The organism is Bacillus sp. AK124, from assembly GCF_053903085.1.
Map to the genome: position 1 here is coordinate 49,727 of NZ_CP096378.1, position 19,310 is coordinate 69,036.

General features: G+C 42.4%; 17 protein-coding genes, 3 pseudogenes and 1 riboswitch. Of the genes and pseudogenes, 3 read left to right on the forward strand and 17 right to left on the reverse strand.

Going from position 1 to position 19,310, the window contains the following annotated elements; all coding sequences use genetic code 11:
- Window positions 1-28 precede the first annotated feature (28 nt).
- The 15 genes and pseudogenes from M1E06_RS00295 to M1E06_RS00365 all read right to left on the reverse strand — a co-directional run bounded on the left by M1E06_RS00295 (window position 29) and on the right by M1E06_RS00365 (window position 13,774).
- Window positions 29-631: a response regulator transcription factor gene (locus tag M1E06_RS00295; RefSeq protein ID WP_035338106.1), complete on the reverse strand. Its 603-nt coding sequence runs from the start codon at window positions 629-631 to the stop codon at window positions 29-31.
- Window positions 628-1,767, reverse strand: coding sequence for a sensor histidine kinase (locus M1E06_RS00300; protein WP_035338104.1), 1,140 nt, complete (start codon window positions 1,765-1,767; stop codon window positions 628-630). The genes M1E06_RS00295 and M1E06_RS00300 overlap by 4 nt, the downstream gene beginning before the upstream one ends.
- A 6-nt stretch (window positions 1,768-1,773) precedes the next feature.
- Window positions 1,774-2,511 (reverse strand): ABC transporter permease, encoded by a 738-nt coding sequence (locus M1E06_RS00305; protein ID WP_035338102.1) that lies wholly within the window; start codon window positions 2,509-2,511, stop codon window positions 1,774-1,776.
- Window positions 2,508-3,410, reverse strand: a complete 903-nt coding sequence (locus M1E06_RS00310; RefSeq protein ID WP_035338100.1) for an ABC transporter ATP-binding protein — start codon at window positions 3,408-3,410, stop codon at window positions 2,508-2,510. The genes M1E06_RS00305 and M1E06_RS00310 overlap by 4 nt, the downstream gene beginning before the upstream one ends.
- 265 nt (window positions 3,411-3,675) lie before the next feature.
- Window positions 3,676-3,987 (reverse strand): nucleotide pyrophosphohydrolase, encoded by a 312-nt coding sequence (locus M1E06_RS00315; protein WP_023856830.1) that lies wholly within the window; start codon window positions 3,985-3,987, stop codon window positions 3,676-3,678.
- Complete coding sequence (locus tag M1E06_RS00320; protein WP_025810507.1) at window positions 3,984-5,627, reverse strand: DUF2075 domain-containing protein; 1,644 nt, start codon at window positions 5,625-5,627, stop codon at window positions 3,984-3,986. The genes M1E06_RS00315 and M1E06_RS00320 overlap by 4 nt, the downstream gene beginning before the upstream one ends.
- Window positions 5,628-6,042: 415 nt before the next feature.
- The gene (locus M1E06_RS00325; protein WP_035338098.1) at window positions 6,043-7,047 is read right to left on the reverse strand and encodes a FecCD family ABC transporter permease; all 1,005 of its coding nucleotides are present in this window, start codon (window positions 7,045-7,047) and stop codon (window positions 6,043-6,045) included.
- Entirely contained in the window at window positions 7,044-8,054 is a 1,011-nt protein-coding gene (locus M1E06_RS00330; protein WP_035339312.1) for a FecCD family ABC transporter permease, read from the reverse strand. Before M1E06_RS00330 ends, M1E06_RS00325 begins: the two co-directional genes overlap by 4 nt.
- A gap of 84 nt (window positions 8,055-8,138) precedes the next feature.
- Window positions 8,139-9,059, reverse strand: coding sequence for an iron-hydroxamate ABC transporter substrate-binding protein (locus M1E06_RS00335; protein WP_041817479.1), 921 nt, complete (start codon window positions 9,057-9,059; stop codon window positions 8,139-8,141).
- Window positions 9,010-9,235: pseudogene (locus tag M1E06_RS00340) on the reverse strand (iron-enterobactin transporter ATP-binding protein); the annotation flags it as partial. The gene M1E06_RS00335 and the pseudogene M1E06_RS00340, both read right to left, overlap by 50 nt.
- A gap of 386 nt (window positions 9,236-9,621) precedes the next feature.
- Window positions 9,622-9,954: pseudogene (locus M1E06_RS00345) on the reverse strand (FAD-dependent oxidoreductase); the annotation flags it as partial.
- Between the two features lie 109 nt (window positions 9,955-10,063).
- Window positions 10,064-11,989: a fructose-1,6-bisphosphatase gene (gene fbp / locus M1E06_RS00350; RefSeq protein ID WP_023856838.1), complete on the reverse strand. Its 1,926-nt coding sequence runs from the start codon at window positions 11,987-11,989 to the stop codon at window positions 10,064-10,066.
- A gap of 507 nt (window positions 11,990-12,496) precedes the next feature.
- Window positions 12,497-12,589: pseudogene (locus tag M1E06_RS00355) on the reverse strand (hypothetical protein); the annotation flags it as partial.
- Between the two features lie 213 nt (window positions 12,590-12,802).
- Window positions 12,803-13,267, reverse strand: coding sequence for a phage tail protein (locus M1E06_RS00360; protein ID WP_095291214.1), 465 nt, complete (start codon window positions 13,265-13,267; stop codon window positions 12,803-12,805).
- A gap of 21 nt (window positions 13,268-13,288) precedes the next feature.
- On the reverse strand, window positions 13,289-13,774 hold the full coding sequence (locus M1E06_RS00365) for a GyrI-like domain-containing protein (RefSeq protein ID WP_020453595.1): 486 nt from the start codon (window positions 13,772-13,774) through the stop codon (window positions 13,289-13,291).
- A 109-nt stretch (window positions 13,775-13,883) separates the two neighbouring features.
- Between M1E06_RS00365 and M1E06_RS00370 the strand changes: the two genes are divergently transcribed.
- From M1E06_RS00370 to M1E06_RS00380, 3 genes are all read left to right on the forward strand, one after another.
- Window positions 13,884-14,846, forward strand: a complete 963-nt coding sequence (locus tag M1E06_RS00370; RefSeq protein WP_095291217.1) for a helix-turn-helix transcriptional regulator — start codon at window positions 13,884-13,886, stop codon at window positions 14,844-14,846.
- Between the two features lie 237 nt (window positions 14,847-15,083).
- Window positions 15,084-15,163, forward strand: a riboswitch (glycine riboswitch).
- 147 nt (window positions 15,164-15,310) lie between these two features.
- Window positions 15,311-16,663: an amino acid permease gene (locus tag M1E06_RS00375; protein WP_043054522.1), complete on the forward strand. Its 1,353-nt coding sequence runs from the start codon at window positions 15,311-15,313 to the stop codon at window positions 16,661-16,663.
- A 127-nt stretch (window positions 16,664-16,790) separates the two neighbouring features.
- On the forward strand, window positions 16,791-16,913 hold the full coding sequence (locus tag M1E06_RS00380; protein ID WP_256163442.1) for a hypothetical protein: 123 nt from the start codon (window positions 16,791-16,793) through the stop codon (window positions 16,911-16,913).
- Between the two features lie 48 nt (window positions 16,914-16,961).
- On the opposite strand, the gene ahpF is transcribed toward M1E06_RS00380, so the two are convergent.
- Window positions 16,962-18,491, reverse strand: coding sequence for an alkyl hydroperoxide reductase subunit F (gene ahpF / locus M1E06_RS00385; protein ID WP_020453591.1), 1,530 nt, complete (start codon window positions 18,489-18,491; stop codon window positions 16,962-16,964).
- A 13-nt stretch (window positions 18,492-18,504) separates the two neighbouring features.
- Window positions 18,505-19,068 (reverse strand): alkyl hydroperoxide reductase subunit C, encoded by a 564-nt coding sequence (gene ahpC / locus M1E06_RS00390; RefSeq protein WP_020453590.1) that lies wholly within the window; start codon window positions 19,066-19,068, stop codon window positions 18,505-18,507.
- Window positions 19,069-19,310: the final 242 nt, after the last annotated feature.

The window sequence follows — 19,310 nt, forward strand, 5'->3', positions numbered from 1 at the left end:
TCTCACAGTTGGTTTAAATTAACATTATTCAAATCCACCCCTCCCCCTCAGCAACCTTCGCCGCCTCCGTCCGGTTCTTCGCATCCAGCTTATGCATAATCTCAGAAATATAATTCCGGACGGTGCCTGCTGACAAAAATAACTCGGCGGCAATTTCTTTCGTCGTCATTCCTAAAGCCGCCAATCGCAGGATTTCCTGCTCGCGTTCGGTGAGCGGGTTTACCTTGCGGATGGCATCAAAGGTGAGTTCCGGGCTGAAGATTCGCTTTCCTTCCGTGCATTTTCGGATGGCGTCTGCGAGGTCGTCGATTTCCCCGTCTTTGAGCAGGTAGCCGTGGACATTGCTTTTGACGGCGCGCTCGAAGTAGCCGGGGCGGGCAAATGTTGTTAATATGATAACCTTACTTTTTGAGCCCCGTTTCATCAGCTCTTCTGCCACTTCTAAGCCGCTTTTGACGGGCATTTCGATATCCATGAGGCAGACGTCCGGTTCTAGTTTGAGAATGGCGGTGAGCGCTTCTTCGCCGTTTGTCGCCTGGCCGATCACTTCCATGTCTTCTTCAAGATCAAGCAAGGCCCCCAGCGCGCTTAACAGCATTCTTTGGTCTTCGGCAATAAATAAACGAATCATTGGATTGTTTCCTTTCGTTCAGCTTTCTTTACAATCGGAACGGTGATGTTTAAAACTGTACCGTTATGGGTTGAAACGTCGAGAGCGCCGTCGATTAATGCAAGTCTTTCTTTCATTCCGCGCAAGCCGTTACCAAATGGTGTTTGCTGATCCATCCCCATTCCGTCGTCTTTGATGGTAATGCTTATTTTATCATCTGTTTGAGAGATGGAAATGGTGCAATGGGTGGCGCGGCTGTGTTTGACGATATTTGTGGCGGCTTCGCGTATACCCATGCTGACAATGTTTTGTGTGACAGGAGAGATATTTGAAAAATCGGAACCTCCCATGTATTCGAATGTGATGTCTGCAGCCCGCAGGATTTGCTGGATGTGGATGAGCTCTTCTGCGATCGTTGCCGTTTTCATATCAGACACGAGTTCCCGGACTTGTTTTAAAGCTGCTCTTGATGTGGTTTCCATTTCTCTTGCTTCTTTTCGCGCCCGTTCGGGGTCGCTGGCGATGGTACGCTGGACAAGCTGGCTTTTTAATGTCAGCAGTGAGAGAGTATGGCCAAGTGTATCATGCAGATCACGGGCAATTCGTACACGCTCCTCGCGTTTGACCAGTTCCTTAATTTGCTGATTTGCCTCATCAAGCTCTTGTTCCAGTTCCATGCGGCGGTTCATGGAGCGGATGCCGTATGGTGAAATGAGCATAATCACAAGAAAGGGCAGAAAATAAAAGAGCCGATTTAGCAGGGAAGGATCTTTCAGCAGATGATAGATAAAAGGGGCGACCAATACAACAACCAGGCTGGCAAGCCCGCGCCGAAATATCTTTTTTTCCCTGTAATAGCCGATAAAGTTCGCTGAAAAAAAGCCTAAAAAGACTAAATTGATATCATAAAATACAGTGTAGATCAAAATGATCGAAAGCTGGATGGCCAGCCAGTAAGTAAATAATTTTTTTTGCGGCGAAATAAAAAAAAGCTGGCGGTACGTCACTAAGAAAAGCAGCACGAGTCCAAAACCGATCAGCTGTTTGATCCCAGAGGTCTGATTCGTCAAATAAGAAATAGGCAGCAGTAAATAGATTAAAAAGATATAGGGAAAAAAGCCGTACCGTTTCGGAAACATGCTGAAGTTTTTTTTCATTCTTACTCACACCGCTTCTTGTTTTCTTCTTATATATTTAGATAGTAGCATAATAATGACTAAATAGGCTAATAGGATGAGAATATTTTTCCAGTTTGGTATTTGACCTTGAGCGATTTCCCAGGCACCGCTGCCATAATGATAGGATGGCAGCCAAAAGCCGATATTCTGCATCATTTTTGGCATAATTTCAAGCGGCATCCACATCCCTCCGCATACGGCGAGCCCCATATACAGCACATTGCTGATTCCGGCTGCTGTATCCACTTTTTTCATCATCCCGATCAGTGTCCCGATCGCAAGAAAAGGGAGCGAGCCAAGCAGGGCCCACAATCCGCACAGGAACCATTCCAACGGGGATAAAGAAACGCCGTTAATCAAGGCGCCGGCTAAGAAGATGACTGTGATCGAAAGAATATGAATGACGCTTTGCCCCGCCATTTGAGCGATAAAATAAATGTGGTCGGGAAGAGGCGTTACGCGTATGAACGTCGACCAGCCTTGGGTCCGTTCTTGAACCATGCGGATGCCGAGCGTCATGATCGAAGAGCCCATGACGCTGAATGTTGTCATTGACATTAAATAATGCGCATTCCAAGCCGCAGGGTCGGGAGCATTCGTATTGACGACATTTGTAAAAATATAATAAAAAGCAATCGGCATGGCCAATGACCAAAAGACAAAATAGCGGTTTCGAAGCATTCTTTTGATTTCCATTCTGCATTGCATCTGAAATACATTCATTTTACATCGTCTCCTTTGCCTGTCAGCTGGCGAAACGCCTCTTCAAGGTTTCCGCGTTCAATTTGAATATCATAAGCGCCGATCTTTTCTGCGAAAATGAGTTCCAATATTTTGTCCGTATTGGCCGTGTCGATGTAAACCCGGTTGTTTTTACGAAAAATCTGTTTGATTTCCGGGTGCTGATACAGCTTTTCAAGCGACTGTTCGGGATCGACTATAAATGAAACTGAATGCTTCGATATTCTTGATTTTATTTGGAGCGGCGTCCCGTCAGCTACTATGCTGCCGTCTTTAAACAGCAAGATTCGTTGCGCGGCATCATCTGCTTCCTGTAAGTAGTGTGTAGAAAAAATGATCGTTTTTCCTTGCTCTGCGAGCGTTTGAACCGTTTGCCAAAAGCGGTTTCTTGAAGTGATATCCATTCCGACCGTGGGTTCGTCAAAGATCATCAGTTCTGGATCGCCGGCAAGCGCCAAGGCAAAGCCGAGACGCCGCTTTTGCCCACCTGACAATTTTTCCGCCTGTGTTTTTAAATCCTTGTCTGTCAAACCTGTCAACGCTCTAAGCTTTTGAAAGGATAGAGGCTTTGGGTAGTAGCTCCTAACGAGTTCGATGATTTCACCTGCACGCAAACCAGGCATGACGCTGACTTCCTGCAGCATCGTGCCGATTTTTTCACGCACCCGTTTTTCATGCGGCATGGAACCGAATAATGTGATATTGCCTGCCGTCGGTTTTAACAGCCCCAATATCATAGAAATCGTTGTTGTTTTCCCGGCGCCGTTTGGCCCTAGAATGGCTATAATTTCTCCTTTTTTAATTGAAAAATCTATCTGATTAACCGCCGTTTTTTGGCGGAATGTCTTTGTCACATTCGTCAAGCTCACAACATCGCTCATGGCTTACAGACCACCTCCTGATTTACTCATTCCATTGTATAAGCTGAGGGAGGCGGATTTTAGTAAGTGAGGTCATGAAAATCGGGTGACAAATGTCATTTTTTAAAAAAATAACAGGGAGCTAGCGAACGGTGCTAAAAAGCAAATGAAGTGGGGAGATTACGGTAAGTAAACGAGCAGAGCGCCATCATCATCAACGCATCATGGAGATAGAGAGAGCGGTCTTCAATTGGGAAAGAAGCTCTCTCTACTTAAAAGGAGAGTCTCAACCATTATGATTAACCGGATACTTCCTCCCATTCTTCACAATCTTCTCTTCCACAATCTCTTTTACATCCAGTCCAAGATCGTTACATAACATGAATGAGTAGATTAAAACATCTGCGATTTCTTCACGGATGTTTTCTTTATTGGCTTTGAGTGCTTCTTCACTGCTGATCCATTGGAAGTCTTCGAGCAGCTCGGCTGCTTCGATGGAGATTGAGATGGCGAGGTCTTTTGGGTTATGGTATTGTCTCCAGTTTCGTTCATCTCTGAATTCGTTGATTGCGTTGATTAGGTTTTGGATATCACTCATGATGATTTTCCCCTTTCTAACTCGAGTAGTCTTTTTCTTAATTTAGGGTCTGTCGCATAAATATAGAGGCCGTGAATGCCCCGTTTCATCAGGACATTTATTGAATTTAAGATAATTTGTTCTTTAACTTGTTCATTCTGTTCTGGCGACAAATCTGTACGAGAAATGAATGCCCCTGTATCTTTGTATTTGGAAGTATTAATTACCAGTTCGTCGTTGTCTTCATCATAGCTTACGGAAGGGCCGAGAACGACGCCGACGTAATTTAAATCAAACCCTTGAACAGTATAAATGGAGCCGACTTCTTTAATTGAAGTCGGATTTTCGGCCCATGTCACTTTATCCTGGGTGCTGTTCCAGGGCATGTTAATCCCTTCTTCATCAACGATGTACGTCTTTTTATCTTTTTTATGTAAATAATCAAATGTCGAGACAATCCGAGAGAGCCCGTCTTTGTTGTTTTTACTTTCAATGGCTTTCTTAAACGCAGCAGCATCATCGAATATTTTTAGCTCGAAGGAGGAGTCTTCAGTCGGCAAAGAAAGAATTTTCTTTTCAACAAAGCTGTCAATCCACTTCATCGTTTCTGGATTGGCATTCATTCTCATTTGGTCTGTAAGTTTCACAGTTTTCGCATCATACTGATTGATGATTTCTTCGAGCAATCTATCGTTCCAATAACTTTTAATCTTTAAGACTTGTTTTGGATCAAAGATCACAACAGTGATTTTACTTCGCTTAATGATCTCATCCAGCTGGTTTTGGTAGCGGAAATTGTTATAGGAATCTTCCTTTGTCAGAAGCAGATGAGCTTCGTCTACTAATACGATATCCGCTGTTGCTCCCGTCTTGGTTTTCTCATTAATAAATGTTGTCGGCTTCATGAAACTCTTTTTCTTTAAATTCGGTAAGCTGTTGGCGATGCTTTTATAGGTTTTCAGCATTTCGCTATGATTCACCAGCAAGTAATTATCTGTTTCTTCCAAAAAAGAGTCTTCGCTCTTAGCTAAATCTTGAATTGTATTAAACAGGGAGCTTAACAGGACACTTTTCCCTGTGCCGGCGTCTCCTTCAATAACAATGACATGATTTCCTTCTTTTTGTATATGTTCTTTACAGAAATCAAGGATCTTCTTTTTAATATCAAGCTGCTGAGGCGAGAGCTCTTTATAAGGAGATAATTTATAAATGTCTTTATTCCTAAGGTTTTCAAGAGAATCGCCCACAATTTTCTCTTTTCTCAGCTTCTCCCAAATGACTTGAAAGATATTTTCATTATAAAAGGGTTTCTGATAGTAATTGTGCATTTCCCTAGACCTGGTCTGGCTCACATTTTGCAGCTGATAGCGGTTATCGGCTATAAAATAGTTAATTAAATTTGATTCAATATTGTATGTCGCAGACTGATGAAATTTCTCATGCCCGATTAATATAAAGCGATTCAATTTCTTTCGCTTTTCATCATCTATATGATTCTTCAAACGCCGTGCAGCTTGAACCGTTTGCCCAATATATGCAGTCGGTTTCTTTTTCTCATTATAAAGGATGTACACAATCGGATAGTTATTTATATGCATTGCTTTTACAACATTGACATGATCTGAAGTAAATTCTCTCTTTTCAAACACAAGTTCATTCATTGTTTCAGCCTCTGAATCTCTTTTTTTAAAATAATAGTACCATATTTATGGCAGCCTATTGATATAAGTATGCAAATATTTTCCGGAGAAAGAGTCAGAAAAAGCGGCGTTCGGTTGTCACGGACTCTACGATGACAAGGAAGCAGCTATAACAAAGCAGTTTTTTGTTGAAATAAAACCGTAGCAAGCCTCGATAGAAGGTGGCTGTTAATCAGATCAGAACGGCATTGGATCAAAAGTAAATGAGGTTTTTTTAGATTTTCACTCTAATAGATAAAAGAGGTCGTCTGAAAAGAGAAAACGCCTTCCTTTCATACCACCTCTGCAAAATGGACTACCAAAGGGTTTGATTTAATGGGTCCATTTTGAAATGAATTTTTGGAGACTCATTGGAACAGCCTCGTTTTTATGGATTTTACTTTTTCAATAGCAAATAAATAAAATAAGGTGCCCCGATTAATGAGACCATGATTCCAGCCGGTATAGTGGTTTCAATGATATTACGTCCGATTGTGTCGGCGAATAATAAGAACCAACCGCCAAGTAGAATAGCAACAGGGATAAATAGTTGATTTCTGGGTCCTACTAAAGTTTTTGCGATATGTGGGGCCATTAATCCGATAAAGGAAATACCTCCTGTGACAGAAACGGCAGCAGCCGCTAATGCGACAGCTGTTAAAAGTAAAACGATCCACTCCCTTTCAATGGAAACCCCAACGCCAATGGTTACAGGCTCGCTTAATCCTAATAGATTTAGTCGATTTGCTTTGTACAAAGTAAACGGAATCAAGATGACTAACCAAGGCAGGAGCGCCCCAACGAATGGCCAATCTGTACCCCAAATATTCCCTGCCAGCCATTTGGCGATGAAATCAACTTTTGTCCGTTCAGCAGAAGAAATAATGACAATCATAGCTCCGGAAAGTGCAGTTGAGAATCCGACTCCGATGAGGACTAAGCCTATAGGCTGCATACCACTATTTTTGTTATAGGCTAACAGATAAATGAAGAAGCCCGTTATAATCGCTCCTATAAAGCCAACAATTGGAATCATATAAACAAATGATCCAGCTTCAGCTGGGAAAAATAAAAAGAAAACGGCAATGGCAACCCCAGCACCGGAGTTAATCCCAATAATGCCTGGATCAGCTAAATCATTTTTTGTGATTCCTTGCAAAATAGCACCTGACATAGCAAGTGCCATCCCAGCTAATAAAGTAATCAATATTCGAGGCAAGCGAATAGAATATAATATAAATTCCTCTTTAAAGGTTCCTTGACCTAATAGAGTGTGGATGAGTCTGTCAAAAGATAAACTAGCAGACCCTATTCCCATCCCAATTATAGCTGTAGCTATGATGAGTATTAGAGAAATCGATAAAATCATTCGCTGTTTTTTGATTAATGCTGAATGTATCATGAGAGTGTTTTTCCTCCCTTTCGGACAATGATCAGGAAGAACGGTAAACCAAGCATAGCGACAATGGCTATAACAGGTGTTTCATATGGTGCATTTAAGGTACGGCCAAGTGTATCAGCAAATAGCATAAAAGTAGCTCCGCAAGTTGCAGACATTGGTAAAATAAAACGATAATCGGTTCCAACAATTGCCCGAACAATATGAGGAATCATAAGACCGATAAAGGTCATATTGCCAACCAGAGCAACAGATGCTCCCGCGAGAATGATAATGATAATAAATAGAAGGATTTTAATTCTGATGATATTTTGACCTAAGCCAACTGCAACTTCTTCATTTAAGCTGAGAATGGTAAGTTGTCTCGAGAGGAAAAAGGAAACAACAATTCCAATGATAATAAAAGGTACGATGATTCGCAGTTGATTCCAAGTTGTTCCAACCATCCCTCCTGCTGTCCACATCGAGATATCTTTAGAAATTTTAAAATAAAGGCCAAGCCCTTCAGCAATGGCGTATAAAAAGGCGGAAACAGCAGAACCCGCTAATACAATACGGAAAGGAGAGAATCCGCCTTTTTTCATCGAACCGATTCCAAAAACCAACAAGGCACCGAGTGCGGCTCCAATAAAACAGGCAACCATCGTCAAAAAGTAATTGGCTGATGGAATGAAAGCGATCGTAACAGCCAATGCTGCATAAGCCCCGGCAGATAATCCTAGTAAACCTGGATCAGCAAGTGGGTTTCTTGTTATACCTTGCATGATTGCACCAGAGACAGCAAGAGCTGCGCCAACAAAAATCGCAGCTATTTCACGAGGTAACCGAATATCACGGATAATCGAAATATGATCGCCGGTTGCAGAAGACGAAAGAGCCAACCATACATCTTCAACTGAAACGTCTGCAGCTCCAAATACCATTGCCATAAAAAACATACCAATAAACACTAGAATTCCTAAGATGAGTTTGAAGGCAAATGAGGTAAAAGATTGAGTTTTTCTTATCATAAAGCTCATCATTTTCCTTTCTTAGAATGGGAAAGGGGCTGCCCTTTGGCCAACCCCTTTCAATAGACCTCTGCTTTTCTAGTCTTAGTTTCCTAGAAACGCTTTTTTAAAGAATGCTAGTTGTTTTTCAAGTGTGATTGGGTCAGTGAATGATGCGCCTTCACCTTGCATTTCAATGACATGTCCATTTTTGACAGCTGGAATGTTCTTGTATGTGTCTGTTTCTTGGAAAGATGTATTCGCATCAGAGTACTTACTTAAAATGACATAATCTCCCGCATATTTTGGAAGCACTTCAGCTGATAACGTATAATACCCTGCTTTTAATGCGTCTTTCTTTACTTTTTCAGGCATATTTAGTTTCATCGTTTGATATAAGATTTCTGTACCGCGCGCCCAGTTATTACCGTAAACATAAAGGTCTTTTCCATATGCTTCAATAACAGATACAGTTGAATCCTTGCCGATTTTTGTGCGAATATCTTCTCCGATTTCTTCTGCCCGCTGTTTAAAGTCGTCAACCCATGCTCGGGCTTCTTTTTCTTTGTTTAGTAGCTTGCCAATTTCCACGTGCTGAGTTAAATAATCTACTTTACCCCATGTATAAGTAACAGTAGGAGCGATCTCATTTAATTTGTCTAAATTTTTTACCGTTGATAACGCGATGATTAAATCTGGCTCTAATTCAATAATTTTTTCTAGGTCATCTTCTGAAACTTCTTGAACATCTTTTAACTTTTCTTTAAAGGTTGGATTGTTTTTAGACCAAGTGTCTACACCGACAACGTTGACTCCTAAATCTAACACATTTCCGGTATACCCTGAAAGCATAACAACTCTTTGCGGATCGGCTGGAACTTCGATTGGTCCTGTTTCCGCTTGGTATGTAATCGTTTTAGATTCTTTTTTTGCTGAGCCGCTATCCTTTGTTGCTGACTCTTCATTGCCGCATGCACTAATCATAAGCGTCAGCAGTAGCATAAACGGGATTAATAGTTTCTTCATGCTCATTTTCACCTCTTAATAAATTGTAAGTAACACACTTCGGTTTATTTGTTCTCGGGCCAATTTGAAAGACTTCCCGCAGTACTCGCCTCTTCACAAGCCCAGCCTTCACGACTTCGCCGTCTTTAATGCAATGATATAATCCGAAAAAAACGAGCAGCTCGATGTAAATCATGTCCGTCTCCCGTACAAGAGCCATAGCAATTCAAACACATTGGCGCTGACCTCAGGATATGGTTGTTCCTTTTTATCTGGAATCGTTACACAGAGATTTTTTACAATTAAACGTCCTCCAGAGCCAGTATTTAATTCTTCAGTAAATAGCTGTATGAACCGCAGAATGAAAATAAATAAACGATAATGATTATCAATATCAACAATAAATATATATTTCATTTTTCAATATGTCAATACAGAAATTGTGTCCTTATCATAGTACCCTCATGAAAGTGAAACCTTTTAGAAAGAAAAAATTAATTATGATGAAAACAAGTTTAATAACTTATCATTGATAATCAATTACGAATGATGTTTGGAAGTGAACGGTGATGAGTCAACAGGCCGGGGGTGCTTGTTTGCCGCGTTTATCGACTGCGATTTCGCCGATGCGGTTGCACTCGACTGATCCGTCTAACCACTCTGTGTTTGGCACGAGACCGATTTTGACGAAGACAGCTTGGAGTTCAACGTGTTGTTCTTCGCCTGTTTCACGATCCATGTAAGTGATGCCGTTTACGTTTAGGTCACCTGTAATTTCTTTCATTTGTACATGTTTCACTACAGTCGCGTTTGACAGGCTGTAGAGGCGTTTTTGCAGGACTTCCTCTGCCTTCAGCTCCGGTGCGAACTCAAGAACAGTGACATGGTTGACGATGCCTGCGAGATCAATCGCCGCTTACTTATCTATGAACGAGCAGAAAACCAGACCTTGTTAGCAATTTGCTGTACGAAGTGGAAAACCGTCAAAAAGAGCCCAGAGAATGATCCCTGAACTCCACATTTCCTCACTTCATATACCGATACTCCCGCAATCTCTCCAAAATAGCTACTTCCTTCAAGAGTTCCTCACCAACATTCGTTTCCTTTACTTTCTTCCGCTCAAGCTCTTTATCCACTAATCGCTTCACCGTTAAGACATCAGTTCCGGTGCTCAGCACTTCCGCCTTGGAATTAAAGTGTTTATGGGCGACGAGCTGCATGCCGTAGGAGTTGTATAACAGCGTGTAGCCAGCGATACCTGTTGTCGATTGGTAGGCTTTGGAGAAGCCGCCGTCGATGACGATCATTTTTCCGTTTGCTTTGATCGGATCTTCTCCTTCGATTTCTTTTACCGGTGTATGGCCGTTGATGATATGGCCATGATCCGGGTTGAGGCCGAATTCTTTCAGAATGTTTCGGCAGGTTGCCTCGTCTTCACGCAAATAGTAATACGGGTTTTTCTTCTCTTTATGTGTTTCCTTCTCTTTAATGAAATACCGTTCAAAGGTCGTCATAGCGCGTTTTCCAAAAAGGGAGGAGTGCTCGCCTGTCCATAAATACCAGACCATATCTGTCGCCAGATCATCGGTTTCTTCCGGGTGGGCAAACGCTTCCCGCAAGAATCGTTCAAATACATCAAGCAGCTCACGGCCCGCATACGGTTTATCCTCAATCATCATCGTTTCCATATTGCCGTTTTCATCAACTGGAATACAGCCGTGAATCAACAGGTTGCCGTTATATTTTAAATAAAGGCTGCCTTTTTTCATCATAAAATTCATATGGCGGCCCAACTTTTCGGAATGCTGGACAGAGAATAGCAGCTTGTCTATGACTTCTGCTTCTTCTTCTAATAGCTGATCTGGCTGCTCCGGATTCACTGTCGCAAAGCAGGTGTTTTCCAGCTGATATGTTTTTCCGTGCAGCGTGATTTCGTTTTTGTCGTAATCTATTTTCTCTAATAACAGCCGCTCTTCCATATTAAAGTTCGGCCGTCTCTTGATAATCGGGCTTTCAAGCTTGAATTGGATCATCGCAATCGCTTGATGAATTTTTGTGATTTGCTTAATCTCATCTTCCGGTCTGTTTTCGTCTGCTTTCGGACGGAAAGATGGGTTATCATCGTAATATTTTTCGGCAAGGTTCAAGAGCGGTCTCAGATTGATGCCGTACACGTCTTCAATAATATCCAAGTTGTCATAGCGGGCACAGATGCGGATAATATTTGCCAGGCATACTTTAGAGCCTGAATAAGCGCCTATCCAAAGGACATCGTGATTTCCCCACTGAATATCGACTGAATGATAGTTGATTAGTTCTTCCATAATCTGATCCGGCTGCGGTCCGCGGTCGTAAATATCGCCGACAACATGCAGATGGTCGACAACCAATCGCTGCGTGCTATATGCAAGACCGGTGATCAGCTTATCAGCTTGGCCAAGCGCAATGATCTGATCTACGATTTTGGAGTAATACTGTTCTTTGTTGGCAGCTTCTTCTGTTTTATACAGCAGCTCCTCCGTAATATAAGCAAACTGAGAGGGCAGTGCTTTGCGTAATTTGGAGCGGGTATACTTGGAAGAGCAATAAGATACGAGCTTAATCATTCGATTAATCGTTTCTTTATACCAATCGTTTAACGATGCTTTCGTATCGTAATTATGTTTTATTAACTTCAGTTTGTCTTCCGGATAATACACTAATGCTGCTAATTCATCAATTTCTCTATCATAAATGACACCGCTGAAAATATCGCGTATCTTCTCTTTTACTCTTCCTGAACCATTCCGCAGCACGTGCTGGAATGCCTGGTATTCCCCGTGCAAATCACTGACAAAATGCTCGGTGCCTTTCGGCAGGTTCAGTATCGCTTTCAAATTAATGATTTCCGTTACCACTTTTGCTTCACAATCGTATTTTTGTGCGAGTAAATCTAAATATTTGGTTTCCAAAATCGTCCATCCCCTTTTTAGAATAGGAGCTGTCCCCCTATGTACGAGCATTTGCATGATAAGGTGATTTTAAAAGTATGACATTATTTTTAAATAATTGACCTTTATATGATAGTACCGCATAACTCCTTTTTGAGACAATCAAAACGAGGGAAAGAGGCGCTGAGATGAGCGGAGAGAAAGCTTGAGAAGGCTTCTTTAACATTAATCGGACACCGCATTTCAACTTAGGAAGTAACCCGGCTTTGGCTTGGTCATTTTTCTATCGCAGGATTGTCTCGTTTTCAGAAATGAGAGGAATGAAAACTCAATACGTAGCAGGCCATGATTACTGTGGGTCGTACTTATAGCAGGGGAAGCTTCTGAAGAGACCGCGGAAGGGTTTTACAATCTTAAGCAGTATTTGTCGTGCTGATGGTTTGTCAGCGGCACAAATATGATTTGTTATTCTTATGACCACGAGATTGGAGGACATCCGGTCTCTTTGTTATGGGGCTTTTTATCATCGTCAAGAACTTGACCACCGAAGCGTTCAGCGACAATCCCTGTGCGGATGCCTTTACGGGCAGGGTGGATAGCTGCATTTGCACCAGCCTTACCATAAGTCGTCAATAAGGTTTACGCTAAAAAAATAACAGCACCTTCAAATTTGATGGAGAGGTGCTGTTTTGTCATTTGAATGCATGAATGGTTGTTATTTTTGCTTTGTGATGAATTTGCTTTTTTTCTCAACCAAGTTTTTCTTATCCGAATGAAGAAAAAGAAGGATCAAATACGAAAAATGACTGAATTCCGGCACTTACGCTTTTTACTTTAATATTCTCCTTTAATGACAAAGTAGGAGCCCCTAATGGTTCCAGCTAATTTAGACTTCTGCCTAGCGAACTTAAACTTCCCTTCTAACTCCTTTGGTACCTCCATCCCCTCAGAAAGCTTAAACCCAACGGCCCGCTTTTTAGGATCATCAATCGTATACATGACGTTGACTGCAAGACCATCCTCATAAAAAACATAGGCAATTTTGATATTTTCCACTTGAAAACGCGACGTTTCTATAGGTTTGGCCGCAAACTCAATATCACGTTCTTCTTTCAAAATTCGGTTCACATAATCAAGGGTCTCGCAGGACTCGCTGGCTGGTACAACCGTAAATTCATACTTGTATTTGTTCATAAAGTAACGGGCTTCATTAGCACGTAAACCAGCAAGTGCTTCTGCTGCAGGTGAAGACTCTAATCCAACCGTAGAGACATTTTTAAAATCAACGATATAGGACAATTCCAGCGCTCCTTTATCTTTTTATTTCTTAACAACAGGAATCCACATTTCACCGAATACTAAGCCGTTTCGCTGCCCCATCTCAACCGTTGCATTCGGCCCGCCAACATAGGCAAAATTCTTTGCTTCCGGCAAGACTTGACCGAAGGCAATGCCAGTAAGCTTATTGCTCAACTCATCAGCCGTCTTCCCTTCCCCTTTAACAACCAGGTATTCCCCCTTAGGAAATTGGATAACTCTGGTTTCTCCTGCCACCGACGCCTCTGCCTCTGTCATCACGCCAGCATAATGCATCATCTTGTTGTTTACCGCTTCGTTCACGGCAAAAATATAGTCATTTGTAGCTATGGCTTTTAAAGTGTCAAGCCTTCCATCTTGTTTGACGGCCGCCCAAAAGTCTGCCTTTTCCTTATTTATGCCAGCAGAATCTGTGTAATCGCTCTCAAGCTCCGTTCCAATACCAAAAACGGTAAAGCTGTCTTTTTCCTCCAGCGTGTAATTTTTCATATTCAAAACCTTCCTTTTTTTAAAATAATCAAATGATTTGTCTTTTCACTTGATGCGTTTATAATAACCTTAAATCATGTCAAAAAATGATACTGTTTAGGAGGCCCCGATGAAAAAAGTTGAACGGATTAATATCATCATGCGGTATATCAACAACCGCGCCCACTTTACAATTTCTGAAATCATGCAGGAATTTCACATCTCTCGTTCGACAGCTATCAGGGATATCAGGGAAATTGAAGCTATGGGGATGCCGCTTGTTGCTGAAGTTGGAAGGAGCGGGGGTTATTTTGTCATGAACCACTCTGTCCTGCCTGCTGTTCGCTTTACCGATCATGAGATTAAAGCTCTTTTTATCGCTTTTATGGCTACAAGAAATCAACAACTCCCTTATCTAAAGAGCCGTCAGTCTTTAGCTGAAAAATTACTGGGCCTTATCTCAGAAAACCAGCAAGAGGCCCTAGTTTTTTTAAATCGAATCTTGCTTTTTGAAGGGACAAACCCCAATAATCCCGACCTGCTTGAGCTTTCAGATCTCCCCCATCCCATGTTAGAAAAACTCATCCAGCTCCTTCTTTTGGATAGCTATTTATTGATTACCATCAAAGAAGAGAAGGTAATAAAGACTTATCCCATTTATCTTCTGCACCTTTATCATGAAAAAGGCCTTTGGCTGATTGAAGGCTTTGACTTAAAGGATGAAAGGAGGAGGATTTTCCCTGTGGACAATCTTACCAATGTCAAACCATACTCTGTGAAAAAAAGAATAAGTAAGAAAAAGATTTTAGAGAAACTAGGTAAGCAGGAAGAAGTAATCAACCTTGTGCTTGAACTTGGTCCACAGGCGATTGCCCAATTCAAAAAATATCATCCTTTAAAAATTTCAATTTCCTATACGAATCCTTATCAAACCGCAGCCATTCTAAAGACTTTTATCAATGTGAATCATCCCGAAGAATTGTCCGAAATAACAAATTGGCTGCTTTTCCTAGGTGAAGATATCAAGGTCAGGGAAGTACCAGAAGAAGTATTAGAAGGTTTACAAGAGAGATTATGCTTATTCTGCCCATGAGCAGTGCCAGTTAAACCCCAATTTTCGAAAGGATTCCGTAATAGAAGCTGATTTATAAACCAGGTGAAAATATTGTCGCTAGTATAGGTGAGTTTAAGAATACTAGCGTTAACTATAAATAGGACCATTGACAAATCACTCAACCTCTATTAAAATTAAAAGTTATCCGATAGTAATTATCTCTATCGAAAAACTCAATACATGCAAGCTATGATTGCTGTGGGTCGCACTACAGCAGGAGCAGCTTCTGGAGAGACCGCGGAATTCTGCGGCGCCGAAGGGTTCACAATCTCAGGCAAAAGGACAGAAGAGTACCGAATATGTATTTGTCGTGCTGATGATTGTCAGCGGCACAAATATATTTTGATATTCTTATGACCGCGAGATTGGAGGACATCCAATCTCTTTTTTTATGGGCTTTTTTACTGCTCGTCGTTCACTAGAGAGGTAAGGAGGAGTTTGATGTGGAACAGCGGGAATTAAAGAGGGACTTATCCAATCGGCACGTACAGCTTATCGCTATTGGCGGGACGATTGGCACCGGGTTGTTTTTAGGCTCCGGTAAGGCGATTCAATTGGCGGGTCCTTCTATCATCTTTGCGTATTTCATTGTAGGTATTGCGCTTTTTTTCGTGATGCGGGCATTGGGAGAATTGCTGTTATCTAAAGCGGGTTATCAATCGTTAACCGATATTGCCGAGGAGTATCTGGGGCCGCGTGCGGCGTTTGTCACCGGGTGGACCTATTGGTTTTGCTGGATTATGACGGCTATGGCGGATGTGATTGCCGTCGGTGTCTATGTGAAATATTGGTTTGATATTCCGCAGTGGGTCCCTGCACTTATCTGTTTACTCATTTTATTAGGGCTCAATCTGTTGACTGTCAAGCTTTTTGGAGAATTGGAATTTTGGTTCGCTTTAATAAAGGTGATCACGATTCTTGCGTTAATTGTCATCGGTGTTATTTTGCTGGTGATCGGGTTTAAGACGCATACAGGAACGGTTTCGGTTACCAACCTTTGGGAGCATGGCGGTTTGTTTCCAAACGGATTTTCAGGCTTTTTGCTTTCTTTCCAAATGGTGATCTTTGCATATGTCGGTGTGGAATTAGTAGGTGTATCGGCGGCGGAAACGTCGAACCCGAAAAAAAATATTCCATCGGCTATTAATAAAATTCCTTTACGGATTTTATTTTTCTACGTCGGCGCGCTTATCGTCTTATTATGTATTAACCCTTGGATGGAACTGAATGCAGCGGAAAGTCCTTTTGTGAAAACCTTCAGCTTAGTCGGCATCCCGCTTGCCGCGGGAATCATTAATTTTGTTGTATTAACGTCAGCCGCGTCTGCTTGTAACAGCGGGATGTTTTCAACAAGCCGGATTCTGTACAATTTAAGTAAAACGAAACAGGGCCCGGCCAATTTTGCGAAGCTGAATAAAAACCATGTGCCGAGTCACGCGTTATGGGTATCAACCATTGTCCTGTCAGCAGGGGCGCTATTAAGCAAACTGATACCGGAACAAGCCTTTGGGATCGTGACAACCATCAGCGCGATTTGTTTCATATGGGTGTGGGGTGTGATTCTTGTCAGCCATATTAGATACAGGAAAACCCGTCCGCACTTACACGCAGCATCAACATTCAAAGCGCCATTCGCGCCGTTTATCAATTATGTTGTCCTGGCGATGTTTGCGGTCATTCTCATGATTATGCTGTATGCGGATGCGACTCGCCCGGCCTTGCTGCTGACTCCTCTATGGTTTATTGTATTGTTTATTTTATTTTGGATGAAAAAAAACAGGACAAAAAGAACATGATGAGTCAAATTAAATCTCTTGAAAAAGACGGTGTACTGCATGCAGTATGCCGTCTTTATTTTTGATTAACCGTTTCCTTTTATAGGTTTATATTTAATGTAGACATGAGAACGAGAGGAATGGAGTCATGGAATACAATTCATACATGAATGGACAATCGCAATATCCCGCTTGGTCCTATCCGTACAATTTGATCATATGGAAAGCGTTTGTCGGCCATGATGTGAAGTCCCATTTATATGGGTTATAACATAAAAAAGCGCCATACTGCCGTTTAAGCAGCATAGCGTCTTTCGTGTTAGTTCCGGATCAAATAATCAAACGCCCCTAATGCGGCATTTGCCCCCGATCCCATTGAAATAATGATTTGGTTATATGGTCCGTCTGTGCAGTCGCCGGCAGCGAATAGGCCAGGGATGGTTGTTTCGCCGCGTTTGTCGACTGCGATTTCGCCGATGCGGTTGCGTTCGACGGTTTCAGGGAGCCATTCCGTGTTCGGCACAAGACCGATTTGGACGAAGACGCCTTGGAGCTCGACGTGTTTTTCTTCTCCTGTTTCACGGTCAACGTAAGTGATGCCGTTTACGTTTTCATCACCCGTGATTTCTTTTGTTTGGGCGTTTTTCACGACAGTCACGTTAGGGAGACTGTAGAGACGTTTTTGCAGAACTTCGTCTGCTTTCAGCTCCGGTGCGAACTCAAGAACAGTCACGTGGTTGACGATACCTGCAAGGTCAATCGCTGCTTCGATACCGGAGTTTCCGCCGCCGATGACGGCGACGTCTTTGCCTTCAAACAACGGTCCGTCACAGTGAGGGCAGTATGCGACACCTTTGTTTTTGAACTCTTGTTCGCCAGGTACGCCGATATTGCGCCAGCGTGCGCCAGTTGACAGAATGACGGTTTTGCTTTTCAGAACAGCGCCGTTTTCGAGTTCAAGATGGAAAAGATCTTTTTTCTCAAGACCTTTTGCGCGTTGCAGGTTCATGACGTCGATCTCGTAATCCTTCACGTGTTCTTCAAGGCTTGCCGCAAGCTTCGGCCCTTCGGTGCGCTTCACGCTGATGAAGTTCTCGATGCTCATCGTGTCAAGGACTTGGCCGCCGAAGCGTTCGGCAACGATTCCTGTGCGGATGCCTTTGCGCGCCGCATAGATTGCTGCGCTTGCACCGGCAGGTCCGCCTCCGACAACGAGTACATCGAACGGATCTTTATCAGAAAGCTCAGATGCATCTGTGCCGCTGCCCATTTTCGCAAGAATTTCTTCAAGCGTCATTCGGCCGCTTCCAAAGGATTCGCCGTTCAAGTATACGGTCGGCACAGCCATAATGTTTTTGCTTTCGACTTCTGACTTGTATGCCGCACCATCGATCATCGTGTGCGTGATGTTCGGGTTGAGCACGCTCATCATGTTCAATGCCTGCACAACGTCCGGGCAGTTGTGGCATGTGAGGCTGATATAAGATTCGAAGCGGTATTCGCCGCTGATGTTCTTGATTTGATCGATGATTTTTTGATCGACTTTCGGCGGTCGGCCGCTTACTTGCAAGAGTGCCAGCACCAAAGATGTGAATTCGTGACCGAGCGGAACTCCGGCGAATGTGACGCCTGTTTCTTCTCCGGCACGATTGACGCTGAAGCTTGGCGTTCTGTCGAGCTGCGCCTTTTCAACAGTGATTTTTGATGACATGGAAGCCAGCTCTTCTACAAGAGCCAGCATATCCTTAGAGACACTGTCATCGCCTGTACTGACTTTAAGGACGATGTCATTTTCAATCATCTGCATGTATTGGTTTAATTGTGCTTTGATATTTGCTTCAAGTACCAATTGAATGCACTCCTTAGATTTTGCCTACTAGGTCAAGGCTTGGTGTCAGTGTTTCAGAACCTTCTTCCCATTTAGCCGGGCAAACTTCGCCTGGGTTTTGGCGGACGTATTGAGCCGCTTTTACTTTGTTGATCAGGGTGCTTGCATCACGGCCGATACCGCCTGCGTTGATTTCAACAGCTTGGATCACACCGTCCGGATCGATGATGAATGTTCCGCGGTCAGCAAGACCTTCTTCTTCGTTCAGCACTTCAAAGTTGCGGGAGATCGTTTGAGACGGGTCGCCGATCATCGCGTAAGTGATTTTGCCGATTTTCTCAGAGCTATCATGCCATCCTTTATGTACGAAGTGAGTGTCTGTAGAAACAGAGTATACTTCGACACCAAGTTCTTTTAGGGCAGCATATTCGTTTTGAAGGTCTTCAAGCTCAGTCGGGCAAACAAATGAGAAATCTGCTGGATAGAAGCAGAAAATGCTCCATTGGCCTTTTAGATCTTCGTGTGTAACATCGATAAACTCACCGTTTTTGTAAGCTTTCGCTGCGAATGGTTGTACTTCTTTTCCGATTAGAGACATAATATCGTCCTCCTGAATGTAGTTTAAGAGAAATAAAAATTGTAAACTTTATTTCTCTGTAATTATTATAATTATATACAAATTATCAAGTAATAAATATTTTTTGTCAAGGGGAAAGCCCGTTAATTTTTTGTTAAGTATTTCAGCTAAAGAAAAGAGTTGGAGTTTCGTAACTTTCATATAGTATGATTGGCACAAATGGTAGAGTAGTGAGAATGAAGAGTCCTAATTGAAAACGAAAA

What these genes read in the sequence shown, in the direction of transcription:
- M1E06_RS00295 (WP_035338106.1), bottom strand. Translation starts at nt 631, where the DNA reads ATGATTCGTTTATTTATTGCCGAAGACCAAAGAATGCTGTTAAGCGCG.
- M1E06_RS00300 (WP_035338104.1), bottom strand. Translation starts at nt 1,767, where the DNA reads ATGAAAAAAAACTTCAGCATGTTTCCGAAACGGTACGGCTTTTTTCCC.
- M1E06_RS00305 (WP_035338102.1), bottom strand. Translation starts at nt 2,511, where the DNA reads ATGAATGTATTTCAGATGCAATGCAGAATGGAAATCAAAAGAATGCTT.
- M1E06_RS00310 (WP_035338100.1), bottom strand. Translation starts at nt 3,410, where the DNA reads ATGAGCGATGTTGTGAGCTTGACGAATGTGACAAAGACATTCCGCCAA.
- M1E06_RS00315 (WP_023856830.1), bottom strand. Translation starts at nt 3,987, where the DNA reads ATGAGTGATATCCAAAACCTAATCAACGCAATCAACGAATTCAGAGAT.
- M1E06_RS00320 (WP_025810507.1), bottom strand. Translation starts at nt 5,627, where the DNA reads ATGAATGAACTTGTGTTTGAAAAGAGAGAATTTACTTCAGATCATGTC.
- M1E06_RS00325 (WP_035338098.1), bottom strand. Translation starts at nt 7,047, where the DNA reads ATGATACATTCAGCATTAATCAAAAAACAGCGAATGATTTTATCGATT.
- M1E06_RS00330 (WP_035339312.1), bottom strand. Translation starts at nt 8,054, where the DNA reads ATGATAAGAAAAACTCAATCTTTTACCTCATTTGCCTTCAAACTCATC.
- M1E06_RS00335 (WP_041817479.1), bottom strand. Translation starts at nt 9,059, where the DNA reads ATGAAGAAACTATTAATCCCGTTTATGCTACTGCTGACGCTTATGATT.
- M1E06_RS00365 (WP_020453595.1), bottom strand. Translation starts at nt 13,774, where the DNA reads ATGAAAAATTACACGCTGGAGGAAAAAGACAGCTTTACCGTTTTTGGT.
- M1E06_RS00370 (WP_095291217.1), top strand. Translation starts at nt 13,884, where the DNA reads ATGAAAAAAGTTGAACGGATTAATATCATCATGCGGTATATCAACAAC.
- M1E06_RS00380 (WP_256163442.1), top strand. Translation starts at nt 16,791, where the DNA reads ATGGAATACAATTCATACATGAATGGACAATCGCAATATCCCGCTTGG.
- ahpC (WP_020453590.1), bottom strand. Translation starts at nt 19,068, where the DNA reads ATGTCTCTAATCGGAAAAGAAGTACAACCATTCGCAGCGAAAGCTTAC.